Annotated in this window: 15 protein-coding genes and 1 pseudogene; 7 read left to right on the top strand and 9 right to left on the bottom strand. The window is 44.8% G+C overall.

Annotated elements, in window-relative coordinates:
• Positions 1 to 243 precede the first annotated feature (243 nt).
• A complete protein-coding gene (locus ACLGGO_RS02765) occupies positions 244 to 1,854 on the bottom strand; it encodes an adenylate/guanylate cyclase domain-containing protein (RefSeq protein WP_446336331.1) in 1,611 nt (536 codons plus the stop codon).
• A gap of 523 nt (positions 1,855 to 2,377) precedes the next feature.
• On the opposite strand from ACLGGO_RS02765, the pseudogene ACLGGO_RS02760 reads away from it, so the two are divergent.
• Positions 2,378 to 2,708, top strand: a pseudogene (locus ACLGGO_RS02760) (protein kinase domain-containing protein); the annotation flags it as partial.
• 723 nt (positions 2,709 to 3,431) lie between these two features.
• On the opposite strand, the gene ACLGGO_RS02755 reads toward ACLGGO_RS02760, so the two are convergent.
• Positions 3,432 to 3,584: a hypothetical protein gene (locus tag ACLGGO_RS02755; RefSeq protein WP_446418193.1), complete on the bottom strand. Its 153-nt coding sequence runs from the start codon at positions 3,582 to 3,584 to the stop codon at positions 3,432 to 3,434.
• A gap of 444 nt (positions 3,585 to 4,028) precedes the next feature.
• Here ACLGGO_RS02755 and ACLGGO_RS02750 point away from each other — a divergent pair, with 444 nt between their 5' ends.
• Entirely contained in the window at positions 4,029 to 4,955 is a 927-nt protein-coding gene (locus ACLGGO_RS02750; protein WP_446418192.1) for a glycosyltransferase family 2 protein, read from the top strand.
• A 299-nt stretch (positions 4,956 to 5,254) separates the two neighbouring features.
• Here the strand turns inward: ACLGGO_RS02750 and ACLGGO_RS02745 are convergent, their stop codons facing one another.
• From ACLGGO_RS02745 to rpaB, 3 genes are all read right to left on the bottom strand, one after another.
• The gene (locus ACLGGO_RS02745) at positions 5,255 to 5,794 is read right to left on the bottom strand and encodes a DUF456 domain-containing protein (RefSeq protein WP_446334506.1); all 540 of its coding nucleotides are present in this window, start codon (positions 5,792 to 5,794) and stop codon (positions 5,255 to 5,257) included.
• Positions 5,795 to 5,858: 64 nt separating this feature from the next.
• A complete protein-coding gene (locus ACLGGO_RS02740) occupies positions 5,859 to 6,521 on the bottom strand; it encodes a cofactor assembly of complex C subunit B (protein ID WP_446418191.1) in 663 nt (220 codons plus the stop codon).
• 82 nt (positions 6,522 to 6,603) lie between these two features.
• Positions 6,604 to 7,332, bottom strand: a complete 729-nt coding sequence (rpaB, locus tag ACLGGO_RS02735) for a response regulator transcription factor RpaB (RefSeq protein ID WP_446334510.1) — start codon at positions 7,330 to 7,332, stop codon at positions 6,604 to 6,606.
• A 174-nt stretch (positions 7,333 to 7,506) separates the two neighbouring features.
• On the opposite strand from rpaB, the gene radA reads away from it, so the two are divergent.
• Positions 7,507 to 9,075, top strand: a complete 1,569-nt coding sequence (gene radA / locus ACLGGO_RS02730) for a DNA repair protein RadA (protein WP_446418190.1) — start codon at positions 7,507 to 7,509, stop codon at positions 9,073 to 9,075.
• Positions 9,076 to 9,111: 36 nt separating this feature from the next.
• Positions 9,112 to 10,044 (top strand): polysaccharide pyruvyl transferase family protein, encoded by a 933-nt coding sequence (locus ACLGGO_RS02725; RefSeq protein ID WP_446418189.1) that lies wholly within the window; start codon positions 9,112 to 9,114, stop codon positions 10,042 to 10,044.
• Between the two features lie 83 nt (positions 10,045 to 10,127).
• On the opposite strand, the gene ACLGGO_RS02720 is transcribed toward ACLGGO_RS02725, so the two are convergent.
• The 4 genes from ACLGGO_RS02720 to ACLGGO_RS02705 all read right to left on the bottom strand — a co-directional run bounded on the left by ACLGGO_RS02720 (position 10,128) and on the right by ACLGGO_RS02705 (position 14,227).
• A complete protein-coding gene (locus ACLGGO_RS02720) occupies positions 10,128 to 11,180 on the bottom strand; it encodes a glycosyltransferase family 1 protein (protein WP_446418188.1) in 1,053 nt (350 codons plus the stop codon).
• Between the two features lie 120 nt (positions 11,181 to 11,300).
• Positions 11,301 to 12,347, bottom strand: a complete 1,047-nt coding sequence (locus ACLGGO_RS02715; protein ID WP_446418187.1) for a glycosyltransferase family 2 protein — start codon at positions 12,345 to 12,347, stop codon at positions 11,301 to 11,303.
• Positions 12,348 to 12,367: 20 nt separating this feature from the next.
• A complete protein-coding gene (hpsE, locus tag ACLGGO_RS02710; protein WP_446418186.1) occupies positions 12,368 to 13,300 on the bottom strand; it encodes a hormogonium polysaccharide biosynthesis glycosyltransferase HpsE in 933 nt (310 codons plus the stop codon).
• Between the two features lie 180 nt (positions 13,301 to 13,480).
• A complete protein-coding gene (locus tag ACLGGO_RS02705) occupies positions 13,481 to 14,227 on the bottom strand; it encodes a creatininase family protein (RefSeq protein WP_446418185.1) in 747 nt (248 codons plus the stop codon).
• A gap of 312 nt (positions 14,228 to 14,539) precedes the next feature.
• Here ACLGGO_RS02705 and ACLGGO_RS02700 point away from each other — a divergent pair, with 312 nt between their 5' ends.
• From ACLGGO_RS02700 to phoU, 3 genes are all read left to right on the top strand, one after another.
• Positions 14,540 to 15,292: a response regulator transcription factor gene (locus ACLGGO_RS02700; RefSeq protein ID WP_446334495.1), complete on the top strand. Its 753-nt coding sequence runs from the start codon at positions 14,540 to 14,542 to the stop codon at positions 15,290 to 15,292.
• Positions 15,293 to 15,428: 136 nt separating this feature from the next.
• Positions 15,429 to 16,721, top strand: coding sequence for a sensor histidine kinase (locus ACLGGO_RS02695; RefSeq protein WP_446334494.1), 1,293 nt, complete (start codon positions 15,429 to 15,431; stop codon positions 16,719 to 16,721).
• A 390-nt stretch (positions 16,722 to 17,111) separates the two neighbouring features.
• Positions 17,112 to 17,780 carry a phosphate signaling complex protein PhoU gene (gene phoU / locus ACLGGO_RS02690; protein ID WP_446418184.1) on the top strand — a complete coding sequence of 223 codons (669 nt, stop codon included), beginning with the start codon at positions 17,112 to 17,114 and terminating at the stop codon, positions 17,778 to 17,780.
• Positions 17,781 to 17,880: the final 100 nt, after the last annotated feature.

Raw genomic sequence — 17,880 nt, 5'->3', positions numbered from 1 at the left:
AGAATCCGTTTTAGGAGTCGCTTTCACAAATGTACCCATTGAGCGGGGTTCAAAAAATGGTTGTAACCCCCTCTAGGTAAGCATTCCGTTGTTTTGTTCTGGGGGGAACTTCCGATTAAAATGAGTAGAGACGTGCCATGGCACGTCTCTACTCAAAGGAAATTTTGTAGTTTTTGTTACAGTTTTTGGGAGATTCTAGTATCGATTTTGATTACGCTTACTGGTGTTATAGGGCTATACAATTCAAGTTTTTCGCTTCGTTTGATAAACTTGCACAAGTCGATCAATCCCTTTGAATCGATACTCGTCCATTAGTTCTAACCCTTGCTTGTGCGTCAGTAAAACATAAGTATCTTCACTCAGTACACATTCCCCAGGTGGACAAATAGCTTCCATTCGAGCCGCCAGATTAATGGTTGCGCCTAAGGCAGTATATTCTACCCGTTGAGAACTCCCCACATCTCCTACCACAGCTTTTCCACTATTCACTGAAATCCTTAATTGTAAGGGTTCCGGTAATACCTCATCAGCATTTAGTTTGTCTAGACGATGCAGCATTCCCTTCGCTGTAGCCAAGGCGCGATCCGCATGATCCGGTTGAGATTCAGGAGCGCCAAAAAATGCCATAATGCAATCGCCAATATATTTGTCGAGGGTGCCATTAAAAGCAAATACTTCTTGTAGCATCTCCTCAAATAAACTATTGAGCAATTGGGCAATTTGTACTGGACTTAACCGTTCTGAGAGCGCGGTGAAGCCGACAATATCGGCAAATAGAATACTAATTTCACTTTCGGCTGCAGGTAAGCGACCGTCGGGTAATGTTTTATAGGCAATGAGTTGTTGAACGACGGCGGGTGAGTGATAACGTTCTAGCCGTTGCCGAATTATTTCTTCGCTGGTGAGTTTTTGGGTCAAGAGCCAGCGTTGTACACTGGATGCCACCAGGTTGGCTAAGGTAGAAAAAAAGCTGAGGTCTTCTTCGCCTTCTTGAGTCCAATGGGTTGACGAGTGATGGGCATCGGCATAGAGTACCCCAACCACTTTATTTTCATCCCAAAGGGGAACAGCGATCGCGCTGCGAATTCCTTTGTACAGAATACTGACTTCTCCCTCAAAGCGTTGGTCAGCTTGGGCATCTGCCGTTTGAATGGCGACTTTTTCAGTGAAGACTTTTTGACATATACTACGACTAATCCAATGGCTGGACTCGGCTAAGGTTTGCTGCTGATTGACGTTTCTGGATGCAGCATTGAGTAATTCCAGTTGCCTTGAACCCGTCACATCTACCAATAAAGCGATACGTTCGATGCTTTCGAGATAGCGAAATACCACATCCTTTACCCGTGAGAAAATGGCTTCGATGGATTCAGCCGCACTTAAACTTTTCGCTATCTCTACCAAATCTTTGAGGCGAGCAATCGTTGTTTCCTTGACGCTAAGATCATCACCTTTATCTTTTGCTTGTATCCATTGCTGTTGCAATTCTTTGACACTGCGAAGGATCGTAGCTTCTGCGGGCATCCGTTCTACTTGGGCTGTTTTGCCTTGAGACGGATCAGCCAAAACAACCACCAGACTGACATCCCCCAACCAAATCACATCCCCGTTTTTCACCAGTTGAGGCGAGGTCACTAGGCGTTCGTTTAGCAGCGTTCCGTTTTTGCTCCCCATATCCTTAATCATCCAATTCTCGGTTGCCGTTTTCAAAAGGCGGGCATGATATCGGGATACCCCCTCATAGGGCAAGGTTAAGTCGCACTCCGGTAAGCGACCAATTGTAAATACATCCTGATTTACTGTCACCGTTTTTTTAGTATTTCCTTGTTGCAGGCGCAGTTTGAGTTCAGCCATACCTAGATACGTCCTGGAAGCGAATGTGGGGCGCAAAAAGCTTTCCGATAATCCATCAGTTATTTGTTTTAATATTCAAGTCATTGGGGTAAACTTGAGTTTTCCAGTCCTTAAGCCAACGCCTAGCCCTTGAGGGTTTCGTAGACATCAGTGGATGCCTCTTAGCTGAAATAACTGGTATTTGTTCCATAAAGATAATCCTCTAGTTTGAAAGTAACTTGCTCCTTACTACCATCTAACACCAGATGTCCTTTCTGAAATCGACCCCCTCCAGAGGTCTTACAGAGGGCTGAACTAGGAGAACATTCAGCCAACTCTACCAGCGTTAGACTCGGCGTTGTAGACAAGTCAGATTGAAAGCTGGCTCTTTCAATCTCCCGCTTAGGGCGTAGTAGGCGGGAGTCGTTGACATCCTCGTTGTACCCGATCTGAGGCTGAAAACCTAAAAATCCGGATAACACAGCTTCTGCCTGAAAAGCTGATTAGGCTAAAAGTTTACGTCCGGGTAGCGATCAATATTATAATGATAGGCGCATTACTAGACCAACGTTACCAAGTGGTTTAGGTTCTAGGACAAGGTGGATTTGGTCATACATATCTGGCACAAGACACCCACAGACCTAGTAATCTGACTTATGTAGTCAAACACCTCAAACCTGCCTACCAGCGAACCGGACTTTTTACAGAGTGCCAGACGCCTGTTTAATCGGGATGCTGAAATCCTGAAACAGCTTGGCACTCATGACCAGATCCCTCGGCTGTTAGCTTACTTTGAGGATAACCAAGAGTTTTATTTAGTACCAGATTTCATTGCCGAACATTCCCTAGGTGTGGAACTGCAAGCCGGTCAACGCCCTTCCGGATAAGGGATGATTCTTCATCTGTCTAAGCTGATGTGCATTTAAATGGGGTATCCTGTGTTTTCTGTTTCCTGTTCCCTTTGAGACATTTAGGTATCCTAATCTAAATGCGGAACAGCCTATTATTGATGTGGATAATCTGTGTGGGCAATAAAAGCTCCATAATAGATGCTAAATCGGCAAAATTTTATCACAGAAGCAATTATAAATTTATGAATTTTTCCTAAGATATAGCGTCGAATTGTTTCAATTCTTAAAGAATTCGTAGCTGTCATGGCAGTCGATGTCAATACTTTCATCGTGTATCTCGTGAGACCCCGCATTCAGCGGATCTTTGCGGGGAGGGATAGAGGTCAAATCGACCCTTTCAATAAGGGGAGATTTGACAATCCAATTGAATGCACGACAATTAATCCCGTGCTTCGCTGCAACAATTGGACTTTTTTGGCAGTAAATTGCCCTAGTCGTTTCCAATTGCTATCGGAAACAGAAACCTGTGCTTTGGGTGTCTGTGCCAAACTGAGACTCTATGCGGTATTCAACGGTTTAAATTGTCGTTTGTCCGGCAATCCCTAACCAAAGAGCGATAGCTAGGTTAGGGTTGTTGAAGAGTTAGCCTCCTTGCCGACAACATCTTTGCCTCCCTAGCGGACTGTTGCTCCGGGCGTGCAAGACTTGAGTAATAAGGGATAGAGTGAATCATCAAATCCCCTATTTTCATTTTAGGTTAAATCGGTTACATTGTTTTCTCAATCCATCGGCTGTGAGCCACGCGATCGCATCTCTATTGCCAGCCTCAAGGTTTGGTGATAACAGATGCTGGCGGAACAGCTTACCCAGCAATGAGTTTCCCTGTTGTATTGAACGCACCCCACTCAAATCGAAGATTCTGAGTGGGGATTCTTATGCTAGGCTTCAATCGGTTAGGGTTAAGTCACACCTACCCCCAAAGAACTCTAATTCCCTCCTCCCCTGCTTCTTCTGCTGCCCTATCCCTTGTCCCAGGGAATTCAGTAGTAAGTCGATCACTACAATTGAAAGACGGAAAATCAATTAAGACCTAGTGCTGATTTTTTTATAAAAATTGTGGATACTAAGTCGATTAAAAAAACATTAATCTATTATTTAATCGTTAAAATATCAGTACCCTAACATATATACACTGTTTTATAACCTAAATTCTTCTAGAGGAAAAGATAGATCAAGTTTCCCAACAATGCATCCTGAGAAATACCTAAATCTTTATCGAAACTTTATAGGAATTTAATAAAATCTGTTAGATAATGGTCTTTAAGTCGAGGCGGGTCTTGCATTGTGTTTAAATTTACTATTGTCATTACCACCTATAATCGGTTGTCTCTGTTGCAACGAGCCATTGAATCAGCATTGTCACAAACCTTACCCTGTGAAGTGATTGTTGCTGACGATGGTTCCTCAGATGGTACAGAGGCATACATCCGTAGTCTAGGCGATCGCGTGGTTTATCACCGCAATCCGGTTAACTTGGGACATTGCGCCACGATGAACGCCGCCGTTAGGTTAGCTCAAGGGGATTGGATTAAACCTATTGATGATGATGACTATCTTGCCCCCAATTGTATCGAGGAATTGACCCACGCGATCGCCAGGTATCCCCAAGCGGTTCTCTGTTCCTGTCAAGCAATACAAGTCAACGAGAAGGGTAGAGAAATAACACGCACCCAACCAATTAGCGATGCTCCAATTGATTATGTGCCTCAGTCTGAGATTCATTATCGGATGCTTCTAGAGCAACTGCCCTTTGGTACACCTGTACAAGTTGCCTTTCGCAAAGATGCCTTTTGTAAATCAGGCGGTTGGGATTCTAGCTTTGAAGTGAACTACGATGATATTGACTCGTGGGTGAAAATTGCCCGATATGGAGATGCCATCCTGGTTAATCAGCATTTAGCCTACCGGACATTATGGCATCAAGGGAATCATCTCAAGTTTTCCCTACAACAGCGCCTGCAAAAGCATATCTCGATTAAAGAAAAAATTTATAGATTTGTCCATCCCAAGTATCATCACTCTCTTCCTCCGCTTCAAGATATTCAGGATTTTTTGACGTTGTACTGGAGTTTAGTTGGCTTCAAGCAAGGAAAATTTTCTGACGCTTTTACCCTGCTATTTCCCGCTCTGTTTTCTCGGAAAGCTTGGCAGCTATTAACTCAAGTGATTTACGCTAGAAAATTTGAGCAAACGTCTGAACAACATTGCTAAGAACCAATGTCTAAGCCCATGTCTTTATTACCTGAAATTTGGTAAGTAGGGCATCCTCGTTCCCAGGTCTGAGAAGGGAATGCTCCTTGGAAGGCTCTGCCTCCCTTCATGAGCCGCTTCAGCCGCTAACTAAAAGCTGGAAACGAGACTAAAGGTTTATAACTTAAGTTAACACCAATGACAAGGGTTTTAGCTGGGAGCATGTCAGGGAAAGCACGTAATATTCCAGCTAACCAGATAAGTTGGGTTTCGTTGCTCAACCCAACCTACTCTCGTTGACATTCACCCCTTTAGCTCGATTAACCTGCAACTCCGGGGGGAGAGGTAGTAAACACAAATACAATAACCGTCGCCAGCGCCAATGCGCCCTGAATTAGATTCCCCACCAGCGAACCCACCACAATCCCCAAACTCGCCTTGAACGCCGCCTTTAACCGTGACTCTAATTCCAACTGACGGCGGGATAAAAACTCGCCGATAAACGCTCCTAACAGAGGACCGATTAAAATACCTAACAGAGGACCTCCCACAGGTAAAGCTGGGAGTAGCCCTAAAAACCCTACGACTAACCCAATAATCGCACCAATTTGCCCCCACTTGCTCGCCCCTGCCCGTTTTGCTCCCCAGTAGGTGGCTAAAAAATCAATGCCGACACTGAGGAGCAATACCACAACAGCAACAACTAACGCCAAAATTATCGCACTCCACCCTTTGACAAATCCCCAGACTAAAATTGCCACGACAATTAAGCTAGAACCAGGAAGACCAGGGACTACAGCACCCACGACACCCACTAGCATCAGGGCAATTAATATCCAGTAGAGCACAGTTAAAGACATCTAAATTTAACGATATCAAGTTGGTACAAAGAACTCAAAGCCTTACAAATGACAAATGACGATCCTAACTGTTGACGTTCAACCGTGCTGACTGACTCAACGTGTTTTCTAGTTTATCAGCTAGACCCTCAATCCAGCGCTCATCTTGTTTGGTGTAACTGCGGGGAGCATTCGCGCCTAAGATTAAAGCACCCTGAGTACCCAGAGGTTGACAGATGAGTCCTTGGGTATTTTCTGGCAAGTAGTCAAATTCGATTCCCCCTGGATACAGTTTCAAGTCAACCAGGTAAACGGGTTTTTGTTGCTCGATAACCCGCTTCAGGATAGCACCCGGTTTCACCTCGGGGTTCACCCCCAATACTCCCCGCCGTAGTAGCACCCTCCCCTGATAAAACACAACCAGCGATCGCGTCACGGTATTGGTCAATAATAAATGTGACGCCCAAGCCAGTTCTGTTTTCACCGCCTCTGGTAACTCAGGTGCAAGTTCAAACCCTTGTGAGCCAATCAAATCTACAGCATCCGGCGAGCGCGGCTGCACCTGCTGCCACAGTAAACCTGTCAAAATCAATATGGCACTGAGAATAACCCCCAGTGCGTCTGAACGCGCCTGAGATTCCGTAAGTTGGGGAGTCAGCAAGCGATTAATCAACAATAGTGTCCCGCCTAATCCCCCAACAACAAACGGCAATTGTCGCAACACAGAATTCTGATCAGGTTTAGCCATTATCTCTAAAGCGTCGGTTGCACAAACCCCATAAAACAACTCAAAATTCAGACGTAGAATGCTACGTCTCTACACTCAAAATTCACTCCTCCCCCGATTCCAGTATCCGTTGGAATAAATACCCAGTCCCCCGTGCGGTGAGAATCAACTCCGGATTGCTCGGATCATCTTCGAGCTTGGCTCGCAGTCGGGAAATATGAACATCGACAACACGGGTATCGACGTGGCGTTCTGGAGTATACCCCCACACCTCCTGTAAAATTTCCGACCGAGAAAATGGTTCTCCAGAGCGACTAACTAATAACTCCAGGAGACTGAACTCCATCCCCGTGAGCCGAATCCGCTCGTCTCCCTTATAAACCTGTCGTTTATTCGTATCAATTTTGATACTGGCGACATGGATTACCCCAGAACTGGGAATCCCGGAAGCACCTACCTTATCAACCCGTCGCAACACGGAACGAATCCGAGCTTCTAACTCTTTCGGAGAAAAGGGCTTGACCACATAATCATCCGCGCCCAACTCTAACCCAGTAATTCTGTCGGCAACGTCACCCAATGCCGTTAGCATGATGATGGGGATATCCGATTCCTTTCGCAACTCTTGACAGACGCCGTAGCCATCCAGCTTGGGCATCATCACATCTAACACCACTAAATCGGGTTCACTGGTGCGGAAGGTTTCTAAGGCTTCTTCCCCATCGGCGGCGGTGACGACATCGTAGCCAATCATCGACAGGCGAGTTTCCAAGATCCGGCGGATACTCGCTTCATCATCGACAACCAGAATTTTTTCCTTATGAGTTTCCAATTGATTCAAGACTCCTATTTTACGGTCAACGAAGTGTTAATTTATCAGTAGCTTATCTCTAAGATATAACGTTATACGAAGCTTTTTTAAGCTATAACCGTTCAATCTGACATTTTCTTACGGCTTTTTAAGATTAGTTTAATTATTGAAAATTCCTAGCACCTTAAGATCAGGATGCCTAAAACTAAATCTATCTATGTTTGTAATCAATGTGGGGCGGAACACTCCCAGTGGTTCGGCAGATGCTCCTCCTGCGGCACGTATAACTCTTTAGAGGAGAGTATGCTGTCAACGACTGCCAACATGAGAAGTGGGGGAAGGCAATCAAATGCCCGTGCCTACACTCCGTCTCCTACCTCTGGACGCGCTCAACCGAGATCCTCACTTAAGTTCTCAGAAATTTCCAATAATGTCCAGAGCCGATTTGCTTCCGGGTATAGTGAACTGGATCGAGTGTTGGGGGGAGGGATTGTCCCTGGCTCCTTGGTGTTGATTGGCGGTGATCCAGGGATTGGCAAATCCACGTTGCTGCTACAGGTGGCAAATCAACTGGCACAGGAGCATCATATCCTTTACGTCTGTGCTGAAGAGTCGGGACAACAGGTGAAACTGCGAGCCTCCCGGCTAGGTGTTTGTGCTGCTCCGATTCAGGAGGAGGCAGATAATATTGAGCAGACGAATAATGGTGCCCCCAAAAAGCGGGGGAAGTCGGCAAAATCGAAAACGGCTGATGGGGATAACACCTCAGGGGAGCAAGAGCCAAACCTGTATGTGTTGCCAGAGACAGACTTAGAAGAGGTATTACGGGAGTTGGAGTCGCTCAAACCCCAAGTGGCAGTAATTGACAGTATCCAGACGCTGTACTTTGCCGCGTTAACCTCGGCACCCGGTTCCGTGGCGCAAGTGCGAGAATGTACCTCAGCCCTGATGCAGGTGGCAAAGCGGGCGAATATTACGTTATTCATTGTCGGACATGTGACTAAGGAAGGCGCGATCGCAGGACCGAGGGTGCTGGAACATTTGGTGGATACGGTATTGTATTTTGAGGGCGATCGCTTTGCCTCCCATCGTCTGCTGCGATCGGTAAAAAATCGTTTTGGCGCCACCCACGAAATCGGTATTTTTGAAATGGTGGATAAGGGGTTGCAGGAGGTGCTGAATCCGTCGGAGTTATTTTTGGGTAATCGGGATGAAATGAGTCCCGGTACGGCGACGGTGGTGGCTTGTGAGGGGACTCGTCCGATTTTAGTTGAGTTACAGGCGTTGGTGTCCCCAGCTAGTTATGGGGCACCGCGTCGCTCAACCACTGGCGTGGATTATAGTCGATTACAGCAAATTTTGGCGGTATTGGAAAAACGGGTGGGGATTCCCCTATCTAAATTAGATGCCTATGTCGCCACGGCTGGCGGGTTGGGAGTCGAAGAACCGGCTGCTGATTTGGGGATTGCCATTGCGGTGGTGGCTTCATTTCGCGATCGCATGGTTGATCCACGCACGGTGATGATTGGCGAAGTTGGGTTAGGGGGACAAGTGCGGCTGGTGTCGCAGATGGAACTGCGTTTGAAGGAAGCCGCCAAGTTAGGATTTAAACGCGCGATCGTTCCCAAGGGTCAAGTGTTACCAGATATGGATATTGAGGTGATCCCGGTTTCCAGGGTTCTGGATGCAATTATTGCTGCTTTACCAGGAGGATTGCGCCAGAATTCAGCAAATGAGGAAAATGAGCAGGAAGACGACTTTTAGATCTTGGGGCGTGCAGAATGTGGGATAAAAATAAACATGAAGCTCTACTACTACAAATCCGATGAATACGCCAATTTTGGTGATGAACTCAACCCTTGGCTCTGGAAACAACTCATACCCAACCTTCTGGATGAAGACGAACGAACCCTCTTTGTAGGGATTGGGACGTTACTCAACAGAAAATTACCCAAGGCAGAGAAAACCATCGTATTTGGAACGGGTGTGGGATATGGATATGGAACTGTACCCAAAATTAATGATTCTTGGACGATATATTGCCTCAGAGGACCCCTATCTGCCCAAGCGCTCAGTGTTCCCGAAAAAGTCGCCGTTACCGATGCTGCTTTACTCGTAAGGCGATTATTTCAGGCGAATCATTCTAAAACCCAGCGCTTTGCTTTTATGCCTCATTTCAAGCACGCTATCCCAGCAAGTTCAGCCTGGGCTGCTATCTGCGAACAACTGGGATTCGCCTATATTGATCCACGTTGGTCAGTTGAAAACGTTTTATCGGCAATTAGCCAAACTGAGGTCTTACTCGCTGAAGCCATGCATGGTGCTATCATTGCAGATGCCCTGAGAGTGCCTTGGATTCCGATCAAAACCAGTGCCAATATTAATTCCTTTAAATGGCAGGATTGGTGTCTTTCTCTAGGCATTGAATACCAACCTCGGTATGTTATGCCTCTCTGGGATTTCTATCCTGTGTTTCCTGAGGCTCCTTCGACTCGCTTGCGTATTCGCCCAGAAATTAATTACTGGCTAGACTGGTTAAAACAGGAGCAATTAAACGTGTTTAATCAAATTGGCGGTGATCCAAATCAGCGAGTAGCCCGACAACTTATGGATATTGCCAAAACAGTCAAACCTATTTTAAGTGATGAGTTCATTGTTGAGCGTCTTACCCATGAACTAGAGACAAGACTACAGCAATTTAAGGATGATGTTGGAGCGGGTAATTTCGCCTAATTTATCGATGACGAATGACGTAGCTTACTTCTTTTCGGGAGCGAGTATGACGAATGACGATCCCCACCGACTTAAAGGTTTAGTTATGAGTTTTGGGGGAAGAGGAGTTTTGCGATCGCTTCTGCGGAACGTTGTTCTCGCCAAATCCAGTGGTTATCCTGTCCCTTCTGGCGAATGTGAATGATGGCTTGATCAATTAGAGAGCCAATTTCGTCAAAAGTTGAGAATGTTGCACCAATTGGGACAGGGAAATTCACTTGATGATTGATAACTGGATAATCAGAGGCAATAATATAACAACCACACGATCCGGCATCACTAATTACACCACTGGTGCGGTAGTAATAACGATCTTTGTCATAGTGAATGACCAAAATATCAATCTGTTTTAAGACACTGATATAGTCCTCTTCTTTGGTGGTATCATAAAGGGCTACTTCTAATTGATCTAAATAATTAGGTTTTTGACCAAAGGGTGTACCTATGATTAGTTCGCATTGATCAGAATTTGAGCTGATGTATTCCTGTAATTTGGTAATCATTGTCGAGATCGGTTTATCCTGTCGAATTATCCCCACCACACCTATCTTAATTTTGGCATCTATAGGCAAGCGTTCACCGGATCTCAGATTGGGCGTGACTTCGCTAAGGATTGGATGAGGGATGATTATCTTGGATGAGGCTGGTAAGCGGAATTTATCTGGGATAACATGATCATCGATTTCAAATAAAACGACTTTTAAATTGTTGAAAAGTTGCAGATACGTTTTTAGGTATACTAATCCGAAGAATTTGATTTTGCTAGTCATGGCAAATTGTTGATTACCATGTAAGCTAATGAATACCTGTTTTGCCGTTAAAGCTAGTAAAGGCAGAACTCCTAATAAATGTTGGTTATAAATTTCAAATATAAAAATTGTATCGATATCTTTAAGCCGAAAAGCTCTAATGCCCATTGAGATGTGGCGGTACTCGCGGCGAAGTTGAAGTCCTATAGAGTAATTTGTGATTGATTGGGTTATTTTTTTGAACCAAGGGGGTAAAGGGGTTTCTATAGACAAGAAACCTATTTTTTTAGTCTTAATGTATTGCTCAACAAGCAGAATATCTTTGAGACCCGGATGCATTAATTGCATTTGTTTTTATGTCATAATGAAACAGTTTTACTTGGATCTGGGTAAATACAGATGACTCTTCGGTATTTGTGGTGGAACCTTAGTTTTTAGGAAGGAAGAGGAAAAGTCCTTTGAGTCAATTCAATAACTTTTCCTGATTACCATAACTCCTGGAGAGGCTATTTTTTGGGACAAAACTTTAAGGAGTGCACGTCCCAGTATTTTAGCATCGTAAAATAATTCTAACAATAAGCTTACATATCCTAACCGTTTCTCCATAAGAACTCCCCGATTTATAATTACCATATCTATCAGCTGCTTACTATTTTCCAGCCGCACGGAAATTTCTGGATCGTATAGGTTTAGTGGCTTATTCTCGGCAATAAGTTGAGCATATTTTTGGTATTCGACTGCTCCTTGCCAGTGCTGATTCCTCTGGATTTCTGATTTAACATAATCGATAAAAAATGAAAAATATTTAAAGTGTAGCAAACACGTCGTTGTCGAAGACAGTTTAATATTTTTGGTGACATGTTCTGAATAAAATATCATCGTATCATTATATTTAAGCAAAGGAAACTTGGTTAAACAGTAGGGCTTCTTGCCTCGTTTATCGTCACTGCCAAAGATACGTTGTCGCAATCCTCCCCAATAATAATCCCTGATTGTTCCTTCCTGGTGATGATAATACTGTCTATCAAAATAGGGAAAAACCTCTAAAAAGTTATCTCCAGGATTATAGTAGGCTTCCTGAACAGGCTGCTGCGAATACATGTCTAACATAATCCCTTGAACGGCATTTTTACCTTGCCATTCTATTTGCCTACAAAAATCGCTTAGGCTGCGGGTTTCACAATCGGGATAATAGAGAATTTCATCGGCATCAACGATTAAACACCAGTGATTTTGACCATAATTATTGAGTAACCATTCTAGCCAATTTTGTTTATTTTCTTTAAAAGATTCTTGAGTATGCCAAGTATAGATATCCTCTTGCTGGATTAGATAGTCTAAGGTATTATCTTCTGAGTCGTTATCGACGATAAAAAACTTAGATATTCCTTTTTCTCTATAGTATTTTAAGAAGAAAGGGAAACGTTTTAATTCATTTCTGACAATTACAAAACATAGAATTTCTGTGCCTGTTAATTCTATGTCTTTAGAATCAACTAGATTTAAATTTTTCATATTTAATCAAAGTTAATGATTTATTTATAAAAATTCCGAAGTAGAATCGTGAGTAGCAATTCCATTTCTCCAGCAGCAACAACATCCGTTTTCAGGACAGAACGATATTTGAGAAAGTGAAGGATGAGTTTTCTGATATCATTGCCTAGATAGATCGGTACAACCAGGGGTCTTTGCCAGGGTTTATAGGCTAACATTCGCACCTGATATCGTAGCCGACCATTGTTTTGAAAAAAACGCCGCAGATACTCTTTATCAAAACGCGATTTAGGAATAAAGTGATCAATTTCCATGGCTGGATTGAACCACAGTTCCCAACCGCCTTGCCAGATGTATGACAGCATTTCTAAATCTTCATTCGTTTGAGGGAGCAGGGGACGTTCAGGAACACTCTCTATCCAAGCCTGTTTGCGAATGACGATTCCGGCTCCTGGAGGAAACATCTTTTTGCGGGTAGAGGCATACCTTTGGTTGTAACAATAGGGTTTCTTTCCTTTGATCAAGGCAAAATAACGGGCGATTCGTTCAAATCCTGGCGGGGGTTCTACTTCAAATTTGCCATGGATTTGTCCTCCATAAGCTCCAGCTTTCGGGTGAGATTGTCCAAAATGATCAGCTTGTGCCACCCAATTGGATTTGGGAAAATTATCGTCATCCAGAAAACCGATCAAAGACCCCTTGGCTTCTCGGATAGCACATCCCCTAGCAAATGCTAGTCCTTGTTCCGGTTCAAAGCAATAATGAATGGGATAAGGTTCAGACCAGTTCGCTTGGTATTCCTGAACCACCTTAGCTGTATTGTCAGTGCTGTTATTATCAACGATAATAATTTCCCAGGCAATATCCTCTGTCCCTTCCTGCGATCGCAACTTGTCCAAAACCTCTGGTAAACGATTCGCGCCGTTATAGGTACAAATCGCGACAGTAAAGTCAATCGCACTCATGGTTCTCATCTTCCTCTGGGAATCACTCCCCCCTCAAACGGACTTGTAAGCCAGAGTCAAGCGTTCACTCTCTCCTCAAACCAAACCTGCTCGCTTGTAGCCAATACAGCTAGAAAACACAATGCTGTGTTGCTTCCTTTGCCAGCAGGCACAGTGTAATTATGAGTTTAACCTGTCTCTAGAAGACTGTCACTCGGTATGCAAAAATTCCAGATATGCCTGACTCATTTCTTTCACCGCCGCCTCATACAATTTCTGACCATGTTCCGGTTTGGCTAAGGCGGGGTTAGAACCCATTCGTCCATCGGGATAGCGACGGCGGAAGTCTGTCGCACCGTAAATTGGATGTCCAGAGGCTACATTAGCGGCTAAGGGGGCTTGTTTGATTGCTTCGGGATAAAGGTATTGAGTTAAAGCGACTTCGCTGGGTGTGGCGTGAGACCCTTCCTGATTGCCATACAGTTGTTTGGCTAACGTGTAAACCGAATTACAGGTAAACCAGTTAGCAAGGCGACATCTGACTTGATCGCTGTTGGGAATGTTGAGATCCCAGAGATAGGCGTAACTTTCAGAAAAGGCGGCTTTCAGCGTCGCCACATTACCACCATGACCATTAATAAAGAAAAATCGGCTAAATCCAGCCCGGGTTAAGCTGACTAAATAATCTTGGATGACGTGAATCAAGGTACTGGGTTTCAGGCTCATCGTACCCGGAAAACCTGTATGATGCAGCGCCATCCCCACACTAATCGTTGGACTAACGATCGCATTGGTCGCTTCACCCACCCCTCGCGCGATCGCTTCGGCACATATCGCGTCGGTACCAATTAATCCCGTTGGTCCATGTTGTTCCGTTGAACCAATTGGCAGAATAATCCCCGGCGATCGCTTCAAGTACTCCTCAACCTCGATCCAGGTCATCAAATGTAGCAGCATTATCCCTTCTAAAAAAGTGAAAGCAGGTGGACTGGGCTTACCAGCCCCCTGCTTTGTTTCTGTAAGACCCCTCATTTTGTCATACTTGCGTATGACATGTATTACACTATCCTTAGTGTATGCCACCATAGAAGAATCGGCAATAAATTTAAGCAAATTGTTTTAAGTCTTTAAAAATTGACAGGGTATAGCCACACTAGCTGAATCTTGTGTCAATCTAGACGTAGAGTTTTATTTCTATATAGTTTCAACACCATGATTTTGGTGTATACCTTGGCTTAGAACCTCAGATACCCAATTTCCTTACCCTATATGCTTTCTGTCGATCTACCGCAAAGCCCTTCCACTCCAGAACTGGCACAATCCAACCGCATTCTGGTCGTAGAAGACGAGACTCTCATCCGAGAAATGCTGATGTTGTCCCTACAAGAGGAAGGTTATGACGTGGTGACGGCTGCTGATGGTCGTACTGCTTTAACCCTTCTGTCTGAGGGCGACTCCAATAACGAGGAGTGCCATTTTAGCCTGTTGATTCTAGACTTGATGCTGCCTCAGGTGAACGGACTCGATCTGTGTCGCTTGATCCGGTATAAAGGGAATTCTATCCCCATTTTGATTCTCAGTGCCAAAGCCAGTGAAACGGATCGGGTTTTGGGTTTGGAAGTCGGTGCCGATGACTACCTGACCAAACCCTTTAGCATGCGGGAATTAATCGCTCGTTGTCGCGCCCTTCTGCGTCGTCACCGCTATAATTCCATACCGCCAACGCCGACGTTACAGTTACGGGACATTACCCTCTACCCCGAAGAATGCCGAGTCACGGTGCGTGGCGAGGAGGTTAATTTCTCACCCAAGGAATTCCGACTGTTGGAATTGTTTATGGGATATCCTCGTCGGGTGTGGTCTCGCGAGCAGTTAATCGATCAGGTTTGGGGTCCGGACTTTCTCGGAGATACCAAAACCGTCGATGTTCACATTCGCTGGCTGCGGGAAAAATTAGAAAAAGACCCCAGTCAACCGGAATACTTGATTACCGTTCGCGGCTTCGGCTACCGATTTGGCTGATCTTCAATTAGATGGGACACCAGCGATCGCGTGTTAACCTACATCAGCCGTAACAATCAAGGAGTATCTACATCGCCCTGTCGAAAGGTTACAATATCTAAACCATCGCTCGGCAACATTCTTATTGATTACACCCATGACCCTCTTGACATTTCTGTTGGGTCTAGCTCTAGGAATTGGGGTTGGCTTATGGCTACAACACCGCACCAAACAGCAGCTCAAGCAAACCTTAGAGTTGTTGCCAGTCGATTCGACTAGTAACTCGTTTTCTTTAGAGTCTCGTTTACGGGGAGCCATTGCCCAAGCTAATCAGCAGCGCCTTGTCTTAGAAGACCAACTCAACGCCATTCAATCCCTATTCCAAGTCGCGCCCGTCGGGTATTTACAAGTAGACGAAGACAATCACTTAATTTGGTGCAACCAGCAGGCGCGTCGGTTATTGCAAATTGACCGCTGGGAACCTGGACAGATTCGCTTACTTCTAGAGGTAGTGCGCTCCTACGAACTGGATCAGTTAATCGAGAAAACTCGTAAACAGCAACAATCGACGAGCCAAGAGTGGGTATTTCATCCCGCCTGTATGGATGGTGCAGCGATGAGCGAGGTGCGATCGCTCATGTTGCGGGCTTATGGTTGGCCCCTTGCTAAGGGACAAGTTGGTGTATTTTTGGAAAATCGACAACCTCTGATTGAACTCTCGGAATCTCGAAATCAGTGGGTGTCTGATTTAGCCCACGAATTGAGAACTCCACTCACGTCTATTCGCTTAGTCGCAGAAGCCTTGCAAGGACGAGTTAACCCTCCAGAAAGCCGTTGGGTTGAGCAACTTCTGCAAGAAATTAATCGGTTGATCGATCTGATTCAAAACTGGCTGGAACTTAGTCATCTCGAACGCGATCCGAATCAGAGTCTTACCTATAAATCTCTTGATTTAAAGTCTTTAATTCAGTCGGCTTGGCAGCGCTTGGAGCCTTTGGCAGAACAAAAACAACTACATCTTGCCTATAGTGGACCCGATACTTTACCCATTAAAGCTGATGAGTCTCGACTCACTCAGGTTTTTTTGAATGTATTAGATAATAGTATTAAACATAGTCCACCTCAAGGGTCAATTCGAGTTGAAGTGAGTAACCCAACAACTCCTGATCTGACAGAAAAAGCGCTGATGCAAATCGATATTATTGACGAAGGCGCTGGTTTTTCTGGCAATGACTTACCCCGCGTCTTTGAGCGACTCTATCGAGGAGATGCCTCGCGATATCGTCAACCAAATTCTGAGAACTTAACCACATTGGGTCGCAACAGTGGTAGTGGTTTAGGTTTGGCAATTGTCCAGCAAATCGTTCAGGCTCACGGTGGTACTGTCAACGCTAAAAATCATCCAGAAACCGGGGGAGCTTGGTTACAGATTCAACTGCCTTATAATTAGTAATTTGTCATTTGTCATTTGTAATTCGTCTGTGTAGTGCAAAATCTTAACTAAGATACAGGATTTTTGTGCCAGCCCATGGTAATGTGTTTTGACCGTCTCCTTTGAGAGTGGTTGGTCACAACCTGTCTGCATCGGCTTCCGAGGTGAGGTGTATGAGATGGTAGAAGGGGAGACAAGGGAGTTTCAACTGTCTTGAGGGAGATGGGAAGCAGGGAAGCGGAGGAGGCAAGAGAGTGAACTCACGCACCATGCACTCGAAGGTCGTGAAGGGTCAACACTCAAAACTCCACACTTCTCCCACCTTGCCAGCAGATTACTTTACTACAATTTAACCTTGATCTGCTATCAATAGTAGTAGACACAATTATTCGTCTTAGGGCAAATGAGGTGAGTCTATCTTCTACAAACCGCCATTGCGATCGCAATCACTTTAAGCGCTGTCTTAACCGCCTAGAGCAGAATGTTCTGCGGATGGGCGCATTGGTGGAAAATTCATTCCGCCTTGGTCATCAAGCTCTATTTTACCAAAATCTGGAGGCGATCGAGGCAATTACCTCGGTTGAAAAACAAATTGATCGCTATTACCGTCATATTGAAATAGAATGTGCCTCTCTGCTTACACTTCAATCGCCAGTGGCACAAGACCTACGTCTGGTTAGTGCCTTTATGCAGCTAATCCGGGATTTGGAACGCATTGGTGATTATGCTGAAGATTTAACGGAGATTTCGGTAAAATTATTTGCTTACCCGCCTCATCCTTGTATGTCCCAAATTGAAGAAATGTCCCACCATGCCCAAGCTATGCTGGCAACAAGTTTGGCGTCTTTAGCTGATTTAGATGCGACGGCAGGACAAGCGGTTAAAGTATTGGATGATAAAGTCGATAATGCCTACGATAATCTTTATCAAACATTAGCCTATCAGCGGGATATTAAAGGCGTAGTCGAGCCAATTTTACTATTAGTTTTGGCAATTCGTCATATCGAGCGTATGGCTGACCATGCGACCAATATCGGTCAACGGGTTACCTATATTGTCACAGGTCATCGTTCCTAGAGAAGAAAGCAGGAGGCAGAAGATTGTAGGGGCGGGTTTAGGAACTAGCGCTAGCTTTTTACTAATAACGGAACAACAAAACTCGCCCTGTCTCACCGGT

This window comes from Coleofasciculus sp., assembly GCF_046565525.1.
GTDB lineage: Bacteria > Cyanobacteriota > Cyanobacteriia > Cyanobacteriales > Coleofasciculaceae > Coleofasciculus.
The sequence above is the reverse complement of the archived record's forward strand: the minus strand, read 5'-3'. Positions and strand labels throughout refer to the sequence as shown.